This is a genomic window from Saccharibacillus kuerlensis DSM 22868, from assembly GCF_000378145.1.
Taxonomy (GTDB): Bacteria; Bacillota; Bacilli; order Paenibacillales; family Paenibacillaceae; genus Saccharibacillus; species Saccharibacillus kuerlensis.
In genome coordinates this window covers 51,743-71,796 of sequence record NZ_KB899280.1, presented here as the reverse complement: position 1 = coordinate 71,796, position 20,054 = coordinate 51,743, and the positions used below count along the sequence as shown (strand labels likewise).

Sequence of the window (20,054 nt, the reverse complement as noted above, 5' to 3'; positions counted from 1 at the left end):
AACACTCTCTTTACATGGTCAAAACACAGCGTTAACAAAACTCTTAGATTTTCGAATCATAATAGCGATGCTCGAAGCTTACAAGCATTCCGTTTAAGGTAATAATTCCGAATGAATAACGTTTCTGCCATCGCTTATCCGTTGGTGAACCAGGGTTAAAAAGCGAGACCTTTCTATCTTCGCTTATCATAGTATCGTGAGACAGAAAAGGGATATGAGAATGACCGAAAACTATCATGTCCACTTCCTCTCCTTCAAATGCAGCTGCTGCGTTAGCTTGAGTACCGCCACCTCTGCCCAGATGTCCGTGTGTCAGACCGATTTGCCAACCAGCAATCTCGACAATACGTCGGTATCCCCAGTGTTCTGCTATTGCCGCTCCATCGTTATTGCCGGCCACCCCGTATATAGGCGCATAAACGGCGAACAGGTCGTATATGTCCGGCGAAGTCCAGTCACCGGCATGCAGGATCAGGTCGGCATCCTTCAGCTCTTCTGTAAGTGTAGGCGGAAGTGCTTTTGCCATACGCGGCATATGAGTATCGGCTACGACAACAATTTTGACAGGTTCACTTGACTCAAGTTTCTCCGTAGTGAGTTCGACTTCCGTCTTGTTTGTGCGGCCGCGGATCGGCCCCATGAGGGAATTGAGTTGGTTCATTGGGCTTGTACCCGAGCTCGACGTTCTGCCCGATCCTTTTCATTGAGTTTGGGACAGTTATAACAATATTCCGCTCGAGGAAGCATATGATACAGGCAGCAGCTTGGACGCATTTGCATCTGCTGGGAAGGATCTGTCGGGTGCTCGACATAACGAAAGCGAATATCGAATGGGTTCTTTTTGCGACCAAATATGTCCGAATCAAGATTCTTCAATATGTGGTAAGCCTGTTCAAGACGCTCTCTTCGCTCTTCAAATCCCCTCTCCTTCTCAGTCGTAGAAACGTTCTCCATGGAGTTCTTCCACGTTCCTACAAAATAGTCCAATCTGCCCGGCAGTTGTGCCCAGATCATACCGATAGGCAGTCCTGACAGCTCCGCAAAATTCTCGAAAATTTTGCGACAGGTTTCTCCGTAAAACGCTGTCAACCCTTCTCGAACCCATTCTTCTTGCTCCTTCACATCCAACGGTGCCCGACTGACGATTCGACTGCCAATTACAAAATTAAGTGAATGTCCGTTCTCCAACCGGAACAACTGGACTTTGATATTTGCTGCGGAAAAATCGGGTCGCAATTGTTCTCCGCCTAGGAAATACAAGGAAGCGACAGCAACTCCGCTGTACCAGCTGCAGAAATAGGTGACGGCTGCCTGCAAATCCGGTGCCTGCAGTACATCGGCAAAAGCTCGAAGAAATTGGCTGGCACCTTCGGGTGTGGACAGTTCTTCAAGCACCATAGTGAGCTCTGCACCAGGTTTTAGTTCGGCCGTCATATAAAATTGCGGCTGCAGCTGCGAAGGATTGAACTCGGTCGCAAGCAGTTTCTCAAGCTTCAGTGCCTCAAGCTTACTTGATTCGTGTTCAGCGCTTGTCTGATTGTGAATATCGGACATGACAGGTTCACCCTTTCTTGGACCGAAATTTTCTGCTTCGTATTTTCTGCTTCATCTTCTTTCTTGTTCTTCTTGTTTCTCATTCATCTATCGTACTGGATTGAAGAAAGGCCTTCAAGCCGTTGTTAACCGATTAACATCCAGCGGGACAAAAAAAGACCGTATCCTTTGTTATAAAGGAAACGGTCCAGAACAAATCGTATGAAAGTATTCGAAAAGCGATGGGAAGCTCTACCGTGGTCGGCCGCTCCCAAATCGCTTGTTCAGCCAAACCGGCCCATGATATATTCCTGGGTCATCTGGTTGGAAGGGTTGGAGAACAGCTTGGTTGTGTTGTCGTGCTCGATCAGATTGCCCAGATAGAAATAGGCGGTGAAATCGGAGACACGGGCAGCCTGCTGCATGTTGTGCGTCACGATAACAATGCGAAGCTCTTTCTTCAGTTCGATGATAAGTTCTTCAACCTTGCCTGTCGATACCGGGTCCAGTGCGGAAGCCGGTTCATCGAGCAGCAAAATCTGGGGGCTTACAGAGAGAGCACGTGCAATGCACAGACGCTGCTGCTGTCCACCGGAGAGTGACAGAGCCGATTCTTTCAGACGGTCTTTAACTTCATCCCACAGGGCTGCACGGCGCAGACTTTGCTCAACGATTTCATCAAGCTGTTTTTTGCTGCGCGTTCCATGATATCTAGGTCCAAACGCGATGTTTTCATAGATCGACTTGTAGAACGGGTTCGGACGCTGCCACACCATACCGATCTTCTGACGAAGTGTGACTGCATCTGTATTTTTATCGTTCAAGTCTTCTCCGTCCATCCAGATGCGGCCGGTGACTCGAGCAGAAGCGATCTCGTCGTTCATTCGGTTCAAGGAACGCAGGAAAGTCGACTTCCCGCAGCCCGATGGTCCGATCAGTGCGGTTACACTCTTGTCGGGAAACTCCATATTAATCTTTTTGACGGCCTCGTTCGTGCCGTAGAATACGCTCAGTTCTTCCGTACCGAAACGGGGTTGCGTACTAGTCTGCATAACGAAGTCCTCCTAGTTTACTTGCTTGGAAGCGGTAATTTTACGATATACGAAGCGGCCGAACCAGCGCGCTATCAGGTTGAAGATCAGAACCATAATAACGAGTACAGCCGAAGCTCCGGCCGATACATCTTTAGCATCCGGAATACGTCCTTCACTGTTGACTTTCCAAATATGCACGGCGAGCGTCTCTGCCGAGCGCAGTGGATTGATCGGCGAACGTGGATTCAGTGGATTCCAGTCCGTGAAGTCCAGTGGAGGTGTCGTCATGCCCGATGTAAAGAGCAGCGCTGCAGCTTCACCGAATACGCGGCCAGCTGCAAGAATTGTACCTGTAATCAAGCTTGGAAGAGCAACCGGCAGCAGAATGGAAGTAATGATCTTCCACTTGGACAGGCCGAGTGCCAAGCCGGCTTCTTTCTGTTCTCTCGGAACCGCGCGGAACGATTGTTCTGTAATCCGAACCATCAGCGGCAGATTGAAGATTGCCAGCGCAATCGCACCCGCCAGCAGCGAGTAACCAAGCTTAAATGTGTTAACGAAGAGCAAGAGGCCGAACAAACCGACAACGATCGAAGGGAAAGAAGACAGCACTTCGACGACGAGGCGGATAAATCCTGTTATCTTGTTTTCCTTTGCATACTCGGCCATATAGATACCGCCACCCAAACCGAGCGGAACCGTGATAATCATAGTCAATACAAGCAGGAAAAGCGAGTTAAATAATTGTGGACCAATACCGCCGCCCGCTTTGAAGTTCTGCGAAGGGGAAGTCAAGAAGTCCCAACTGATGTGCGATAGACCGCGCACCAGGATAAAGCCAAGCAATCCGCCCAGAATGGCGACGATCACTATGGCGAAGAAAATAATGACGCCAGTCGCGATTTTGTCCGCAGTTTTTGCGTTCACAGCTTATTCCTCCTTTGAAGCAACCGTACAATGATGATGAACACGAAGGTCATGAAGAGCAGCATCAAAGCCATGCTCCAAAGGACGTTGTTCTGAACCGATCCGGTCGAAGTATTCGTCATGTTCAGTGTGATAACACTGGTCAATGTCGAAGCCGACGTGAGCAGTGATTTAGGTAAGAATGGTGCGTTACCGATAACCATCTGAACGGCCAGTGCTTCGCCAAATGCGCGAGCAATACCAAGAATGATACCCGTCCACAGCGAAGGAGCCAATGTCGGCAGAATGACCCGGTAGATCGTCTGCCAGCGTGTTGCGCCGAGTGCGTAGGACGCTTCGCGCATACCGCGCGGGAGCGAAGCCAGTGCATCTGCCGCAATACTTGTAATTGTTGGCAGAATCATAACCGACAATACCAATGCGCCTGCAGCTACACCGTAACCAAGCGTGTTTCCGCCGCTCACTGTCGAAATGAACGGCACGAGAACCGTCAAACCGATAAAGCCGTATACAACGGACGGAATGCCCGACAGCAGCTCGATAACCGGCTGCAGAATACGCTTGCCCTTGCCTGGTACAATCTCGGTCATAAACAGTGCTGCGCAAATGCTCAGAGGTCCGGCAATCAGCGCAGCAAGCATCGACACGACAAATGAACCTGCGATGAACGGCAGAGCGCCGAAGGACGGATTAGTTCCATCAGGACTCCAGTGCGTTCCAAACAGGAACTCGAACGGACTAACACCGTCCGTTATAAAGGTAGCTAACCCTTTCGACGCAACAAAGTACACGATTGACACAATAACGACAATCAGCATAAGTACGCAGAGATACGTATAAATCTTGCCGATCATGTCTTCGCGTTGGTGTCTGGCAAAGCCGCGCCTCTTATTGTTTGCGGCAGCCTTATTATTTTCCATAAGTGGTTACCCTCTCCATTCGTTGATAAACGCGCAAATAGAGGCGGTTAGACCGCCTCTTTTTTGCCGGTGCGTCGAGTCAATTATTGAACGACTTTGCCTTCTGCATCGCGTTTTACTTCCATGCTGGATACTGGAATGTAACCCAGTTCAGTTACGTCCGAGTTTTGAACTTCTTCAGTCATGAAGTAATCCAGGAAAGCTTTTGTTGCGCCTTCAGGCTCGCCCTTCGTGTACATGTGCTCGTAAGCCCATACTGGGTACTCGCCGCTTTGTACGTTTTCATCCGTCGGCTCTACGCCGTCGTAGCTCAGAGCGGTAACTGTGTCGTCCAGGTAGGAGAAGGCCAGGTAGCCTACTGCGCCAGATGTGTCAGCAATGATCTGCTTAACAGTACCCGACGAATCCTGCTCGATCGAACCTTCAACGTTCTCAACTTTTTCACCCAGAGCATATTTCTCGAACGTTGCACGCGTACCCGAGCTGCTTGGACGGTTTACGATCGTGATCTTCTTATCAGCGCCGCCAACTTCACTCCAGTTTGTTACTTTACCGCTGAATACATCCAGCAGCTGCTGCTTCGTCAGGTTGTCTACGCCTGCGTCTTTGTTTACTACAGTTGCCATAGCGACAACCGCTACTTGGTGATCGACCAGCTCAGCCGCTTTGTCGGCATCCAGCTTCTCTTCTGCAAATACGTCGGAGTTGCCGATGTCTGCAGCGCCTTCGGATACCTGAGTCAGGCCCGTACCGCTGCCTCCGCCCTGTACTTGAACCGTAACTTCGGCATTTTCTTCCATGAACTTTTGACCTACCTGATCAACCAGCGGCTGAAGCGCTGTAGATCCGACTGCCAGAATCGATCCCGAGATAGCTGTGTCGGCTGGCTGCTCCGATGTTGTCGGAGGAGTTGTTGTGCCGCCTGTTCCCGTAGTAGGTTCTGTAGTCGTTGTGCCGCCGGAGTTACCACCACAAGCGGTAAGCGCGAGCATAGCGGTAAGTGTCAAAGTGCCGAATAACGTTTTTTTCGATTTCATGTCTGATTAGACCCTCCTAAGTATATTCATACGATTGCGGTCGTCTTCTCTCTGTCCGAGTTGTCCGTGCCGCTTTACAGTTCCCATTGTAAGGTCCGAAAATTAACGCAAAGCACTCGTTTTGTAAAAGCAGTGTAAAATATTCGAACCGAACCGGAAAGATGCTTTCTTTCATAACGCCTTACCGTCGTCAAAAAAACGCCCGGCATCGGCGCGGGCGCTGTAAAGCAAACGGCTTTTATTCAATTCGAACCCTTCCCGCTCACCGGCAGAAGGATTATCCGATTCGAGAAGCCCCGAAGCGGTACTCGGCAAACATCGAAGCTCCGCCGCGCTGAGCGCTTTCTCAGGCCCCGGTCTCCGCATTCGCATAAGGTTCTATCATTCGGATCGTTCCGTCATCGTTATAATGCAGTTCCGTATATTTGACGCACCGTTTATGATTGACGCCTCCCGACAAGGAACTGTCATGATAGAACAAATACCATTTCCCATCGAATTCGACGATGGAATGATGCGTCGTCCAACCGACTACCGGCGGCAGTATAACGCCCCTGTAAACGAATGGGCCCGTCGGGCTGCCACTCGTCGCATAGACCAGCTTGTGCGTCGTTCCGGTCGAATACGACAAATAGTAAAGCCCATTGTATCGATGTACCCACGGACCTTCGAAGTAACGGCGATCTTCGTCACCGGCAAGAATCGGATTTCCGCTTTCGTCGACGATGGAAATTTCGCTCGGCTCAGCCTCGAATGACAGCATGTCTTCGCTCAGCTTCGCCACGCGTGGACCCAGCGCGGGTTCACAGGAAGCCGGACCTTCCCGTTGAGGCTCGTAGGCGCCGCTCTGCCATTTTTCCAACTGCCCGCCCCATAATCCGCCGAAATACATGTAAGCCTTACCATCGTCGTCGACCAGCACGGCCGGGTCGATGCTGAAGCTCCCCGGTATGTAATTCGGCTCCGCTTTGAATGGTCCCGCCGGAGAATCGGACGCTGCCGCGCCGATCCGGAAGATGCCGTCGTGATCGCGAGCGGGGAAGAACAGATAGTACTTTCCGTTTTTAAATGCGGCATCCGGCGCCCAGAGCTGTGACGAAGCCCACGGTACGTCGCGAAGATGAAGGGCTTCGCCCTCATCGATTGCTTTTGCTCCGATGCCTTCCATGGACAGCACGTGGTAATCCTCCATCCGGTATTGGTCGCCGTTATCGTTGCTGGGACCGTCATGGTCGAGATCATGCGAAGGGTAGATGTACAACTTGCCCTCGAATACGTGAGCAGAAGGATCGGCCGTGTAGATATGGGTGACGATAGGCTGATTAAATGATGATTTCATTGTTACGCTCCTTTGCAAAACGAATTTAAATCGAAACGGACGGTGCGCGGAAAAGCGGGTCTCCGTTCTTTTCGCTCCCATTTCAGTATGTCATCCGTGATCGGAGCAAACAATGTAAATATCTACGCTCAATTGGACAAATCTACGATTAATTGTAAGCGAATTCTTCAGTTTATCTGAGCGCCCGCCCGATAAGCGGCCGGGCTCACGCCAACCACCGACTTGAAACAGCGGCTAAAATAAGCCTGATCCGTATATCCGGTTTGATTGGCGATCTGGTGAACTTTCAATCGCGTTTCTTCGAGCAGCTTACGCGCCCGTTCGATACGAATCCGGGTCAGATGCCAGGTGAACGGGTGTCCCGTTTCGGCGGTAAACAGTCCGCTCAGGTAATTCGGCGTCAGTTCCAGCCTGGCTGCCAGCCTCCCTAAAGTCAGGTCGGGATCGGCATATTCGGATTCGACCGCCAACAGCGCCAGCCTTATTGTACGGTTGATAAAATCGAAGTTCGGCAGCGTCCCGTCAGACTCGCGAAGTCCGAGCTGACTCAAGCTCTGCCGGTATAGCGCTTTAAGTTCGGCCGAAGAAGCCGCGACGCCGCCCAAGCCCAACCGGACCGGCTCGTTCAGCCGCCGCTCCAGCAGGCGAATGCACTCGGCTGCATGCTTTTCCAAAGGCGGAACGCTGAATCCGTCCGTGAACAAAACGGCGGTCAGCACCCGTTTGTCGGCTGCCACTGCAGCAATCCCCAAGCCGGACAGAGCGTCTTCAAGCAGCATTTTGGCCAGAAATCGGTCCGGTTTTCCCCAAAATTCCCGATCCGGAACCATGACAGAGAATAAACCGACCCAGTTGAACGGCGGAAACCACGATCTGTCGTCCGACCTTTCTCCGGCGCTCGGATCGGCGAGAAAATCCTGTATTTTCTTTTCCAGTGCATAACGTTCGCGCAGCAGTCGGGCCGCTCCCCGCTGACCCATGATCGCCGCGTTCGCTCTCGTCTCCGGTTCGGGCAGATCAAACGCGTATTGACACAATTCAAGCAGAATTCGAAGCAGCGGCGTTCGGACCGCAAGCGCTGCCGCAGCGTCATCCGTCTCTTCGCCGCACAAGCGGAACAGCCGCTCCAAATCGGGCTTAAGCTTCGCGGCCAGCTCCGAATCCGCCGCAAAAAGCGCGCTCTCCAACGAGGCGATCCGCGCATACATAAAATCGTCGTCGATATCGAAATGAATGCAAAAATAAGTCATCGAGTCCGTGCCGCCGATCCGACTCTCGTGCGTACAGCCTGGAGAGAGCAGCAGCAGTTCCCCCGGCTGCTGGACATAGCGTTCGCCCTCGACCCGCGTCATCTGCTCCCCTTCCATTACGTAATTCAGCTCAAACAGCGCGTGATTATGCGGCGGATACGTCCAGCCGGTCGTGACCTGACGCCAATGGGCTCCGCACATCTGAAACGAAAAACGCAAATCCGGCAGCGCGTACTGTCCGATATTGAATTCTCTTCCTCCGCCAGCCTCAGAAGTCCAGGACATTCCTTCCCTCCTTTTCTAATCATAGAAGCGGCGCAAACAGGCCCGGGCTCCCACCAAAGGCGAACCTGCCTGGCAGGCAAAATTCCGCGCGTGTTAGCCCAAGTCTGCGCGGTCCGTCAGTTCGATAAACGGTACGGCAGCCTGCTCCTCTGCTCCGCTCGCAAAAAATCCATGCATTTCCAGCACGATCAGTTCGTTCTCCCCTTGACGCAGCAGCGGCCCTTCCAGCTGATGGCGACGCAGCGTATCGAACGCGCCGCGCGTATCCCAGCCGAAGTTGACGGTAGCCAGCGCGCCTTCAACCGAGCCGGCGCGCAGCATGAACGTCTCCGGACCGTAGAAAGTAAACAGCAGCACATCCATGCCGCGCCGAATCATGCCGTCCCGCAAATATTTCAAATAATCCGAATCCGATCCGTAGCTGCCATATTCATTTTCGATCTGCAGCGCAACAAGCGGACCGCCGTTCGTGCACAGCAGCGGACGCAGCCTAGGCAGCAGCTCGTCGAAGTAGGCGTCTAGCTTGGCCAAAAAGGATGGATCGGCGCATCTCAGCCTCATCTCTCCGCCTTCAGCAGCCAGGCCGGCAGCCCGCCGAATTCCCATTCCGTGCAGATGTACGGACTCGGACGCACGATAGCATGCAGGCCGAGCGAACCCGCCAAGCCTACGAACGCCTCCAGGTCGGCCATGCCATCGAACGCGAATCTTCCTTCTTACGGCTCGTGTACGTTCTAAGGCACATACGTTTCCACGGTATTGAAGCCGCACGCGATCAGCCTGCGCAGCCGATCCTCCCAGTATTCCGGAACGACCCGAAAATAGTGAATCGCTCCCGCTATCAGCTGCACCGGTTCATCGTTATAATAAAAACGGTTTTCTTTCGCTTCAAATGTCGGCATGGCTGATCTCCCGTCTGTACGGATTGTATTTTACAATACTTGCTCTCCTTCCTTCGCCCCTGCTGCTTCCCGTTCCTGCACGCTGCCGCAAAAAGGCCGCTTCCTTGGCTCAAGAAACGGCTTTTATCGAAACAGCTGTCAGACCGGCTTCTTCTCGTCTGGGGAAGCTTCCGTCCGGAAACCCGGATACGCCTCGACGTGCTCGAGAAATTTTTGCAGCGCCGGCGAAGCATCCTCGCGGCTCCTAAGGCAGATCCCGAGCCTGCGGTAGGCAGGCACGCTCAATTCCTTTTGCACCACCCGGTATGGCGTCCGGTTCAGCACCAGCTCAGGCAAAATGCTGATGCCCAGACCGCTCTCGACCATGGAAATGATCGTGTAATCGTCGCGTGCGGTAAACCGCACTTTCGGATGAATACCGTGCAGCTCGAAAATTCCCCGAATTTCATTGACCGTCCCTTCCTCCAGCAGCAAAAAAGGTTCTTCCCCCAGCGCCTCCACCGGAAAGCATTCCTCCCCTGCGAGTGGGTGATGTTCCGGTAGGATGACCAGCAGCCGATCCTGCGCCAGAAAGCGGCTTTCAAAATCCGCTCGGACAGGCAGGCGCTGGAAACCGCAGTCGGCCTGGCCGGTGTCAAGCCAGTTCTCGATATCCGTATAGTGACCATGCAGCAGTTCGAAATCGACGCCCGGGTGCTCCTGCTGAAACGTCTGAATCAAACCCGGAAGCCAGTTGACTGCGGCACTGGTAAATGTCGCGAGCCGAATAAGTCCGGATCGAAGTCCCTGCAAATTGGCCGTCTCGTCGATCAGCTCGCGGTGCGCCTGCACGACATTCCGAATATACGGCAGCAGCCGCTGCCCGTCGGAAGTCAACCTGATGCCGGAACGGTCGCGAATGAGCAGTGTGAGTCTCCATTCTTTCTCCATCGCGTTCAGCATGTGACTAATGCTCGACTGAGTGTAACCTAGCGCCGCCGCGGCTTTAGTAAGACTGCCTGTCTCAAGCGTTTTGAGAAAAGCTTCATATCTGTGGGTGGTCATTGCGTGCCTCTTTCCATCATTAAAATTATTCATGTTAATCATGAAAAATATTCGCTTTTCTCATGCTTTTCTTCAACTTATACTGAGTGAGGCGAAAAATCAACGGATATTCACACTGCCTTGTCCATTACTACACGACCGAAAGAGGATGACGAAAACAATGAAATTGAGCATGACGAAAAAAACGGCCGATCTGGCAATTGCCCTGGTCTCGATCGGTTGGGGTTCCTCCTATTTATTAATGAAGATGGGACTGGACGGAATGGAACCTTTTACACTGCTCGCCTGGCGTTTTCTGCTGGCCTTTGCTTTGACAGCGCCGCTCTTCTGGCGCCGACTGCGTGTGGCCGACCTGGCCGCAGTCAGACAGAGTGCCCTGCTGGGTTTTGTAATGTTCGTCATGCTGTCACTATTGATTACAGGGCTTGAAACGACAACTGCGTCTTCAGCCGGGTTCCTGACCAGTGCGATGGTCGTATTCGTGCCGATGCTGCAGTTCGCGATCACCCGCCGCAGGCCGAGCCTGGCAACGACCGGAGGAATTATCCTTACGATGGGCGGAATCGCGCTGCTGACGCTTCGGAGTTCGCTGACATTCGAAGGCGGATCGGTACTGTGCCTGCTCGGCGCTTTCGTATACGCGGTGCACATTATTCTTACGAACCGATTTGCACGCAGCTCCGAAGGGTTTACGCTTGGCATCTTGCAAATCGGGTTCATTGGGTTGTTCGGCCTAATCTTTGGTTTCCTGTTCGAGACACCGTCGATTCCGCAGGGAGCTTCCGGCTGGACGGCGATTATCGGTCTTGCCGTTGTCTGCAGTGCTTTCGGCTTCATTATGCAGACCGTCGCGCAAAAGCATACGACACCCGAACGCATCGGAATGCTGTTCTCGCTCGAACCCGTATTTGCCGCACTGTTTGGCTTTATGTTTTTGGGTGAAGTACTCGGCATGCAGGGGTATATAGGTGCCCTGCTGATTTTCAGCGGTGTACTGGTCTCGGGATTGAAGTCGGCTGCGGCTTCTTCGATTCCCCGGCCCCCGCGCCTTCCCGGGCGCTCACGGCGTTCTGCAAAACGTCTGCGTGCCGTGGAAACAGAGACGGGCACAGGCGCATAAAAACAAGACCATTCATAAAAACGAGTTAATCCATAATACAAACCGAATCATCAAAAAAGCCGCTGTTCCGTATAAATACGGAACAGCGGCTTTTCAGTGCAGCAATATGTATATATGCAAATGCTGGTTTACTCACGACTTCAATTGTTCAGTCCGCTCATAGTCCGAACGCAGTATGCCATATACTTTTGTATCGACATACTCTCCGTTGTAGCGAAAATCTTCCCGTTTAACGCCTTCGAGTACAAATCCGCTTTTTACATACACCCGTTCCGCTCTGGGATTAAAGCTGAATACTTCAAGTCCGACACGATGCAGACCAAGCTGTTCGAAGCCGTACTGTAAAAATAAGCGAACCGCTTCTGTCCCCAAACCTTTCCCTTGGCCCGCTGAACCGATCAAAATGCGAAAGTTCACGTTGTTCGTATAATCGTCATATTCGTTGAAAACCGCTTCCCCGACCAACTCCCTGCTCTCACGATTCACAATCGCCAGATCCATACGGTCGTTCTGCGCGTTCCGGCTGGCATACCAGTCTCTAGTCCGTTCAATCTCTTCGCTTCCCATCGCTGTACCGGCTTCTTGATCATCTGATGCCGAGCCGGTCAACCGCTGAACCTCGGATTCGGACAGGATCGCCAACATTTTTTCCCCGTCCCCCTCCTCAAATGGCCTTAGAAGAACCTTCTCTCCCACCAATATAGGCTTTTTCGCAAATTTTTCAGCTGCCATACCAGTTATTCCTCCAGTATATCGCGACCTTGGTTCCAGTTCCGTGATTTCCGGATTTGGATCATACCGATTCAAAAGTTCTTTATAATGAGTATAATAATAAAGTTGGTCGATTGCCAAGTACTTATAAGGAGGAACCATCCATGTCTTCTTCTGCTTCCCCTCTTCCTCCCGGCGAACCCTATTCTTCAGGCAAGAGAGTCGATGAATGGGGGCTGCTGCGCGGATTATCTTTTTTCGCCATTGTCATGCAGCACAGTTTGGGAGAATACATATACCGAGACAACATCCTGTACGCGGACGCGGCAGTGCTCGGCATGCTGTATCATTTTATACGCTACGGCACGCTGACTTTCGTGTTTTTGGCCGGTGCCATTCTGTTCTACCAATACGGGCGTTCGGAAAAAAAGTATGGCCCGGTACTGCTTAAACGGATCGGAGATATCTATGTGCCGTTTGCGTGCTGGACACTGCTCTACTGGATAGTCGTTCAGTATTTGTCCAATAAGCCGCTGCTGTCGTATGGTGAACTTCCTCTGCTGCTTCAGCAGTTTATTGCGCCTACGCACGGTTATCATTTATGGTTCGTCGTCATGATTTTTCAGTTTTATCTGCTGTTTCCACTCTTTCGGGCAGCCGCCAAAAAGATCGGACGCTGGACAGGAGCTGTAGGCACAGAACCTTCACGGCTGCGGCGTGTTTTGCTGCTCATGCTGCTGCTTGCCCTCGCATACGGCTGGCTGATGTATCTATCTTACTATCGCATGCCCGGCTGGCAGACCAGTGGTTTATGGCAGACTTTACTGGCTTACCGTTCCTATGAATTTCCTTATTACCTGTTCTATTTTGTGCTGGGGGGCGTCTGCGGACTACATCTTGATCGCTTTCGCGCTATCACGTTGAAGCTGCTGCCGTGGAGCACACTCGCTTTCATCGGGGTCTATCTATGGCTGAATTACGATCTTTTGCAAAACTTCGAAGAAACGATCAACCTTAATGTTTCCACTTACCTGAAACCAAGCAGTTTCATTGCAGTAACGGTTCAGATCCTGATGCTTTACGGCTGGGTGCTCTTGCTGCAGAAAAATGGAGGGGCGCTGAAAAAGCTCCTGCTGCTCTGCGGCAAATATTCGTTCGGCGCTTATTTGAGCCATGCCATGATTCTGATGGGAGTCTCGTTGATCACCCGAAATTGGGCGCTGACAGGCGGTCACTTAATTGCTTCCGTATTGACCGCATTGATCGTTGCTACTCTCGCTTTGCTGCTATGCGCAGGACTTTCACGACTGCCCGGCGGCCGCTGGTTGACCGGCGGTGCAGGCAAGAAGGCCCGATCCGTCGCCCGGCGAGCGAATTCATCAAACTGAATAAGACATTTGATGAATGATGCTGCAGCTGCGAAAAAAGCGGCGGAACCTCAATGGGTTCCGCCGCTTTTACTTTATTGAACTTTCTGCCTTGATCTTTTTATATCGATCTTTTTACATGGATCTTTCTATTACAACGCAAGCGCATCTCCGGGAAATACTCCCGTTTGAAGCAGCTTGGCTTGAAGTTCTTCGCCAATCTCTACCATAGGCAGCCGAAGCGTACCGTGCGAGATCTGTCCCAGCTCCGCCAGCAGCCACTTGACCGGTGCCGGATTCGGTTCTTCGAAGAGCAGATGCATCAAAGGCGTCAGTTCATCGAACAATGTCTGCGCTTCTTCAATATGTCCTTCACGGAAGCTGCGATAGATGTTCAAGAAATCCCCTGTACGCACATGAGCCGACGCAAGCATTCCGCCTGCCGCCCCCGCTTCAAGAAAGTCCAGCAGCCGAGTATCATCACCGCTCAAAACAGGCTTTACAGAACCGAAACTCTGCAGTGCACGAAGCAGTTCCGTACTGCCGGAGCAGTCCTTCATGCCAACAATGCCGTCCATGTCAAGGATCGTCCGCACCGTGTCAATCTCCATACGAATACCGGTCCGGGACGGAATTTCGTATACCATGACCGGTACACCGACTTCTGCAATCTTGCGGAAGTGTTCGATAATTCCCCGCTGTGAAGGCTTGTTATAGTAAGGAACAACAGCCAGCACAGCGTCAGCTCCCAACTTGCCGGCAAGTTCAGTCTTCTTAACCGAGGCTCGAGTGTCGTTCGTTCCCGTTCCAAGTACAAGCGGTACGTCGGCGGCTCCAATTGCGGATTTAGCGGCAGCGGCCAACAAGCTCATCTCTTCATGACTCACGGTCGGCGATTCGCCAGTCGTACCGTTCACAACCAGGCCGTGTATTCCTTGAGTAACAAGAGACGAGGATAATTTATGAAAAGATTCAAGATCAAGTTCTCCATTAGGCAAAAAAGGCGTGATAATCGGCATATAGATACCGTGCAGCTGTTGTTCGGTTAACATTGGGTTTCCTCCCAGCAGACTTTTGTTAACTTCACTTTAGCATGGAAAGTTTCATCGGTGTTAGCTATAATAAATGATATACATCATCAAAAATATTGATGTATGGAATATATGTATTATATAAAATCTCTGCTTATTCCTATAAGTTATTCATACCATTAGACGGGAGAGAGCCCCATTGGAACTGACTTACCTTCGCACATTCCGTGAAGTGGCACGCCGCCAAAGCTTTACCAAAGCGGCCGAAGAGCTTGGCTACGCACAATCCAGTGTTACGATGCAGATGCAGAAGCTTGAACGGGAATACGGCGTAGCGCTGTTCGAACGCTACGGCCGGCAGCTGCGGCTGACTCCTCCCGGGGAAGCGCTGCTCAAACTCGCCGTGCAGATGCTTGAACTGTACGACGAATCCAAGGAAGCGATCGGCAACCAGCTGGACGGCGCAGTGACAATCGGCACTATCGATTCGCTGGCTGCTTATTATCTTCCTCCCTATCTCCAACAGCTTCGTCTCAAGCATCCCGGGATTGGGATTCAAATGCTTCCGGACAGTGAAAACAATCTGGTCAATAAGCTCAAAGAAGGCGAATACGACCTGGCTCTGCTGCTCGACCGCAAGCCTGCCGATCCGTCGCTGCGCTGTATCACGATACGTGAAGAGCCATTAATGCTTGTTGCACCGCCGGGTCATCCGTTAACCGGAGGAATTAGCACAGAAAGCGTCCGGTTGAACGACTTGGGCGGATGTGAGTTAATTGTTTCCGAAGGCAGCTGTCTGTACCGAAGCACATTCGAGAAGGTGCTTCGTGAACATGACGTTTCTTATCGGATCGGATTTGAGTTGGGCAGTCTCGAAGCGATCAAGCACTGTGTCATGAATGGATTGGGAATTGCCCTACTGCCGCAAATTGCTGTTGAAGAGGAACTGAAACGTGGTACACTTTCCAGCATTCCGTTCGTTCATCCCGATCTGCGCTTTCATCTTCAGCTGCTGCTTCATCCGAAAAAGTGGATGTCTCAAATGCTGCTTACCTTGATAGGGTTGTTAACCGGAGAAGACGCGGAACAGGTGCAGACGAGGCTGAACAGAATGGATGATCATGCTTCTTGAAACGTCGGATGAACGATTAATGTTTCAATGGAGCCGATTAGCTTTTCCATTAACACGTTGAGCGCCCCTTCAGGAGGCGCTCTCTTTGTCGTTTATATGGTTTATATACGATGCTTCCTGCCCTTTGCGCTTTTTCTTTCCATTCTCGGTCAAAAGGAACGTCCAACAGCACTTTTTTCACGGAACCTATCGATTGTGTATCCAGAATTTACTGACCCGCATCCGTCTGATCGCCCTCATCGCTTTCTCCGGTAAGCCAGCCTCCTCGCCCCTGCAGCTCCTTCATCGGTTCATGAAGCAGGATTCATCCGTTGTGCACAGCAGCGACTTCAAGAACCGGAGCAGGCCGATATTTGCCCGTCTGCGAAAACAATACTGCCCTGTACGGCTTTACAGCGTTTTTTGATCCGGGCAGACTCTTCCACGATGGCATCGATCGTCTCATAATGGCGGCTCCGATTGGTTACAACGGCAATCGATAACGAAACGAGCGGAATCATCCCCCGTCTCCCGGAACGGTTCTCACCCGGTATTGCACCACGAACCAGATCTTCATTCCGGTAAAAACTTCGCTTCATCATCTCAAATTCGAGAATTGCCCGGCTGCACAGCTCTTCATAATTATGATGATGCAGGATGGCTACATAATCGTCACCGCCGATATGACCGAAAAACGCATCCGGCTGTGCAAAGATGCCGCTTAGCAGATTGGCCGTCGACTGAAGAAGCAGATCACCCTGCTTGAATCCATAACCGTCATTATAAGATTTGAACTGGTCTAGATCGATATAAAGCACACTGAATCGCTCCAACCCCAATGTCTGCTGCAGCCGATCCTGGATAATCCGGTTGCCGGGAAGCCCGGTCAACGGATTCATGAAAGTTGCGACCTGTGTGCGGATGTCGGCAACGGATAACAGCAAATTCCGCACGCTGACAGCCCCGCGAAGCTTGCCGTTTCCACTGACCAATACCAGATCGTACAGCTCCTGGACAGGTCTGTTCATCGCCAAAATACTGACATCGACAATCAGCTCTCCCTCGTCTACAAGCAGCGGACGGGAATTGGACATGACGCCCACCGGACGATTCATGAACAGCGTGTAACCGTATCTTGTTCCGATCTGCTGATAGAATTGGACCCGCATCATCAGCGCATCGCTTCCATCTTCGCAAATGATCGCCAATCCTTCAAGTTTTGGATTCTGTTTGAAAAGGTCGTCCACGGCTTCGCATTTTGTACATGCGTCGACGATTGGAACCTCCTCCGCAATCTCTCCGATTTTTGTAAGCATCGCTGTGCCCTCCTTTGCTGGTCCTTTTCTATTTCCAAACCGGCTCGATCCTCCCGCTGACTGCAGACACAAGCGGTAAGTCCGCATCTGCAAGAAACTCATGATCTTTACAAGGAAAACAGGCTGGCTTAAGCTCCGGGCAAGGACGTCCGAGAGCATAACCTTGGCCAAATGCGATGCCTTCATTTCTTAAAAATTCGGCTTCCTCCCAGCACTCGATTCCTTCCGCTATGATCGATGTTCCCGACCCTTGCGCAAATTCCTGCAGCAGTCTGACCATTCGCTGCTGATCTGCGTGCTTATACAGATTGCGGATGAGTGATTTGTCCAGCTTAATGAATTCCGGCTGCAGACTGACAATCGTCTTCAAGCTGCTGTAGCCCGATCCGGCATCGTCTACCGCAATCCGGAAGCCTTGTGCACGATAATGGGACAATACCCGCTCGAACTCCGCATAGTCGGTTACAGCCTGTTTTTCCGTTAGTTCAAATATGACACGCTCAGGGGGAAGACCAAATCGGTCCAGCAATCGAAGGGTTTCTCCACTCTGATAAGCAGAGTCTGTCAGCACCAACGGATGAACATTGATAAAAACGATATAGTCTGTACTTTTGCTCGGCAAATCCTCGGAACGCTTAAGCGCCGCTTCAAACCGCTCAATCGAACTCTCACGGCAGTATCGTTCAAAAGCGAATATCTGGTTGCTGCGCCCAAGATAATCATAAAAATCTTCGGTACTTGGAAAGCGATTCGATAAAGGAGGACGATTCAAAACCTCATATCCAAGACAGGTTTTGTCCTGAAGATTTAGAATGGGTTGAAAGAATGTAGAGAGTTCACGCTTGTAAATAATTCGATGCAGCTCTCTGGATTTTTCGTACATCCGCACTGAGGTTCGAATAGACTCAAAAAGGTCAGTGCAGATCGTCATTCTTCCGGGTTCATACAACGGAATTTTCATATTTGTTCACCTTATGTCTTTGGAATCGAGGCCGGAAGTAGGTTTCGAGCATCTCTATGCGTCAAGAGTACCACTCTTAAACTAGCCAATCATCAATTTAATGTAAAATTCGTATAAATCATTATTTTACATCCTAATTAATTATTAATTAAGGCACTTGGACCTATAATATACCTACAAAAAAAGCCTGCTTGTAAACCAAGCAGACTTCGTTGTATGAGGATCAGTCAAAATCAGATACCGACCGTTTCATTATTCAGTTTGTTCAAGCGCCCCGCAATTTGTTTAAGCAGATCGCCCCGGCTGATTACACCTACCACTTCCCTTTCATTATTGACAACGGGAAGCTTCTTGAAATGATGCTTGGCAAGCATTCTCAGCGCCTCTTCCAAATCCTGATTTGGGGAAGCAGACTGTACGTTTTTCTTCATAATCTTCTTGGCCGGCGTACCTACTTTGTAAGATAAGGCTTCCTCAAGCTCTTCGGGCTGGCTGATAAATACATAACTGAACATGTCGTAAACCGTCTGTCGCTGTGGATTAATATAACGCAGAATGTCTCCGTCGCTTATCATTCCCGTAAGTTTCCCGCTTGCATCGACGACCGGAGCTCCATTGATCCGCTTCGACACAAAAAGTTCCAGCACTTCGGACAAGGGGGCATCCTGACTCACTGTGTGTACATCTTTAATCATAAAATCCCGTACCTTCATCCTTATCCCCTCTTCCTGTTCATAGAATGAAATTACAGCCCTTTCGGGTATACTTCCATTTTACGCCTGCTGCTCATCATAGTAAACGCTTTCTTTCCTTCAACAAAAAGCATCCGAAAAGAAATTTCTCTTCCCGGATGCTTTTCATCAAACCTGCAGATTGTCTGTCAGCGAAAGCGTGATTTGCCGCTCTTGACTGCCACGATACACGGTCAGCTGCAGCTCCTCGCCAACCTTTTTCTCCGTAAACAAATACTGTCGAAGTTCACTTGATCCATTGATAGGTTGTCCGTCGACTGCCGTAATAACGTCCCGCGAGCGCAGTCCCGCCTGTGAGGCAGCCGAATTCGGAAGCACACGCTGGACAATCGCTCCGGCGGTTACGCTCGCCGGCAGTCCCAATTCGGACTGATGATAGGCTGAAGGGATCGCGCTGAGATCCACCAGCGTCACGCCCAGCGTTGGCCGGTGCACTTCTCCATTAACTTCAAGCTGCTCAATAATGGGAATAGCCGTATCAATTGGAATCGCAAGTCCGATGCCTTCGACAGTCTCCGTACTGATCTTCATGGAGTTAATGCCGATCAATTTGCCCGAAGCGTCGAGCAGCGCGCCGCCGCTGTTGCCCGGATTAATAGCCGCATCCGTCTGGATCGCTTCGGATTGGAAATCCGGTGTGGCATCTCCATTTACGTCGACAGGAACGACACGTTCCAGACCCGATACGACTCCGGTTGTAACCGAACCCGCAAATTCCAGGCCCAATGGGTTACCAATCGCGATAACTGGCTGCCCCAACCGAAGCGACGAAGAATCGCCGAATTCGATAATGGTATCCGCTTCGGAAGCATCCATCGTGACAACCGCAAGATCGGTCCAAATGTCGGTTCCGACCAGCGTCCCTTCTACGTCGGTACCATCAGCTAGTGTGATTTCAAGCTGATTGGAACCTGTCACTACGTGATTGTTTGTTACGATGTAGGCAAGATCGCCTTCTTTTTTGTAAATGACCCCTGATCCGGTTCCGACGGGAACACCGTCCTCATTTTGCGGCGTACCAAACATACCGTTTCCCTGGCGGGTCTGAATATTCGTGATACCGACTGCGGCTCCTCCTACCTGTTCAACCACCGATGGAACGTCAAGTCCTTCAGCAAGTGTCAAGGAGGTGTTCTCCGCATCCGGTTCTTCATCCACAGTGTTCAAAACAGGCTGGGCCGTAGACTGTTCTTGAGCAGTCGGTGCATTTTCCGTTCCTGCGGCCAATCTGCTTTCCATCAATCCTATTCTCGGCAGAATCAGCGCCACCAGCAGCGCTCCGACCAGCAGCCCGATCAGACTCGACAGGAAATATCCTGCCGTGCTGCCCCTTCTTCGCCGCGGGCCTCCGCTTGGAGGACCTTCGTTTCGGTATTCCATTCGCCACACCCTCTCTTATGAGATTCTTGATGTT

At 51.3% G+C, this 20,054-nt stretch carries 19 protein-coding genes and 1 pseudogene; 3 read left to right on the top strand and 17 right to left on the bottom strand.

Annotated elements, in window-relative coordinates; genetic code table 11:
* Window positions 1-43: 43 nt before the first annotated feature.
* The 11 genes and pseudogenes from F456_RS0106470 to F456_RS0106410 all read right to left on the bottom strand — a co-directional run bounded on the left by F456_RS0106470 (window position 44) and on the right by F456_RS0106410 (window position 10,271).
* A complete protein-coding gene (locus F456_RS0106470; RefSeq protein ID WP_018976190.1) occupies window positions 44-661 on the bottom strand; it encodes a metallophosphoesterase family protein in 618 nt (205 codons plus the stop codon).
* Window positions 658-1,554: a (2Fe-2S)-binding protein gene (locus F456_RS0106465; protein ID WP_018976189.1), complete on the bottom strand. Its 897-nt coding sequence runs from the start codon at window positions 1,552-1,554 to the stop codon at window positions 658-660. Before F456_RS0106465 ends, F456_RS0106470 begins: the two co-directional genes overlap by 4 nt.
* Window positions 1,555-1,817: 263 nt before the next feature.
* Complete coding sequence (gene pstB, locus F456_RS0106460) at window positions 1,818-2,585, bottom strand: phosphate ABC transporter ATP-binding protein PstB (RefSeq protein WP_018976188.1); 768 nt, start codon at window positions 2,583-2,585, stop codon at window positions 1,818-1,820.
* Window positions 2,586-2,597: 12 nt separating this feature from the next.
* On the bottom strand, window positions 2,598-3,494 hold the full coding sequence (pstA, locus tag F456_RS0106455) for a phosphate ABC transporter permease PstA (protein ID WP_018976187.1): 897 nt from the start codon (window positions 3,492-3,494) through the stop codon (window positions 2,598-2,600).
* Window positions 3,491-4,414 (bottom strand): phosphate ABC transporter permease subunit PstC, encoded by a 924-nt coding sequence (gene pstC, locus F456_RS0106450; protein ID WP_018976186.1) that lies wholly within the window; start codon window positions 4,412-4,414, stop codon window positions 3,491-3,493. Before pstC ends, pstA begins: the two co-directional genes overlap by 4 nt.
* An 83-nt stretch (window positions 4,415-4,497) precedes the next feature.
* The gene (locus tag F456_RS0106445) at window positions 4,498-5,451 is read right to left on the bottom strand and encodes a phosphate ABC transporter substrate-binding protein (RefSeq protein ID WP_018976185.1); all 954 of its coding nucleotides are present in this window, start codon (window positions 5,449-5,451) and stop codon (window positions 4,498-4,500) included.
* 171 nt (window positions 5,452-5,622) lie between these two features.
* Window positions 5,623-5,766 (bottom strand): hypothetical protein, encoded by a 144-nt coding sequence (locus F456_RS24650; RefSeq protein WP_018976184.1) that lies wholly within the window; start codon window positions 5,764-5,766, stop codon window positions 5,623-5,625.
* Between the two features lie 31 nt (window positions 5,767-5,797).
* Entirely contained in the window at window positions 5,798-6,790 is a 993-nt protein-coding gene (locus F456_RS0106435) for a glycoside hydrolase family 43 protein (RefSeq protein WP_018976183.1), read from the bottom strand.
* Window positions 6,791-6,957: 167 nt separating this feature from the next.
* Window positions 6,958-8,325, bottom strand: a complete 1,368-nt coding sequence (locus F456_RS23485; RefSeq protein ID WP_018976182.1) for an AraC family transcriptional regulator — start codon at window positions 8,323-8,325, stop codon at window positions 6,958-6,960.
* A gap of 210 nt (window positions 8,326-8,535) precedes the next feature.
* Window positions 8,536-9,227: pseudogene (locus F456_RS23945) on the bottom strand (beta-galactosidase); the annotation flags it as partial.
* A 138-nt stretch (window positions 9,228-9,365) separates the two neighbouring features.
* On the bottom strand, window positions 9,366-10,271 hold the full coding sequence (locus tag F456_RS0106410; protein WP_018976181.1) for a LysR family transcriptional regulator: 906 nt from the start codon (window positions 10,269-10,271) through the stop codon (window positions 9,366-9,368).
* 160 nt (window positions 10,272-10,431) lie between these two features.
* Between F456_RS0106410 and F456_RS0106405 the strand changes: the two genes are divergently transcribed.
* On the top strand, window positions 10,432-11,391 hold the full coding sequence (locus F456_RS0106405) for a DMT family transporter (RefSeq protein WP_018976180.1): 960 nt from the start codon (window positions 10,432-10,434) through the stop codon (window positions 11,389-11,391).
* A 132-nt stretch (window positions 11,392-11,523) separates the two neighbouring features.
* Here F456_RS0106405 and F456_RS0106400 read toward each other — a convergent pair whose 3' ends face one another.
* Window positions 11,524-12,123 (bottom strand): GNAT family N-acetyltransferase, encoded by a 600-nt coding sequence (locus F456_RS0106400; protein WP_026293691.1) that lies wholly within the window; start codon window positions 12,121-12,123, stop codon window positions 11,524-11,526.
* 143 nt (window positions 12,124-12,266) lie between these two features.
* On the opposite strand from F456_RS0106400, the gene F456_RS0106395 reads away from it, so the two are divergent.
* Complete coding sequence (locus F456_RS0106395) at window positions 12,267-13,490, top strand: acyltransferase (RefSeq protein WP_018976178.1); 1,224 nt, start codon at window positions 12,267-12,269, stop codon at window positions 13,488-13,490.
* 131 nt (window positions 13,491-13,621) lie between these two features.
* Here F456_RS0106395 and dapA read toward each other — a convergent pair whose 3' ends face one another.
* Complete coding sequence (gene dapA / locus F456_RS0106390) at window positions 13,622-14,521, bottom strand: 4-hydroxy-tetrahydrodipicolinate synthase (RefSeq protein WP_018976177.1); 900 nt, start codon at window positions 14,519-14,521, stop codon at window positions 13,622-13,624.
* A gap of 178 nt (window positions 14,522-14,699) precedes the next feature.
* On the opposite strand from dapA, the gene F456_RS0106385 reads away from it, so the two are divergent.
* Entirely contained in the window at window positions 14,700-15,632 is a 933-nt protein-coding gene (locus tag F456_RS0106385; protein WP_018976176.1) for a LysR family transcriptional regulator, read from the top strand.
* 329 nt (window positions 15,633-15,961) lie between these two features.
* Here F456_RS0106385 and F456_RS0106380 read toward each other — a convergent pair whose 3' ends face one another.
* The 4 genes from F456_RS0106380 to F456_RS0106365 all read right to left on the bottom strand — a co-directional run bounded on the left by F456_RS0106380 (window position 15,962) and on the right by F456_RS0106365 (window position 20,020).
* Window positions 15,962-16,927: a GGDEF domain-containing protein gene (locus F456_RS0106380; RefSeq protein ID WP_018976175.1), complete on the bottom strand. Its 966-nt coding sequence runs from the start codon at window positions 16,925-16,927 to the stop codon at window positions 15,962-15,964.
* Window positions 16,928-16,955: 28 nt separating this feature from the next.
* Window positions 16,956-17,810: an EAL domain-containing protein gene (locus F456_RS0106375; protein ID WP_229675696.1), complete on the bottom strand. Its 855-nt coding sequence runs from the start codon at window positions 17,808-17,810 to the stop codon at window positions 16,956-16,958.
* Window positions 17,811-18,121: 311 nt separating this feature from the next.
* The gene (locus tag F456_RS0106370; RefSeq protein WP_018976173.1) at window positions 18,122-18,601 is read right to left on the bottom strand and encodes a CBS domain-containing protein; all 480 of its coding nucleotides are present in this window, start codon (window positions 18,599-18,601) and stop codon (window positions 18,122-18,124) included.
* Window positions 18,602-18,748: 147 nt separating this feature from the next.
* Window positions 18,749-20,020, bottom strand: coding sequence for a S1C family serine protease (locus F456_RS0106365; RefSeq protein ID WP_018976172.1), 1,272 nt, complete (start codon window positions 20,018-20,020; stop codon window positions 18,749-18,751).
* Window positions 20,021-20,054: the final 34 nt, after the last annotated feature.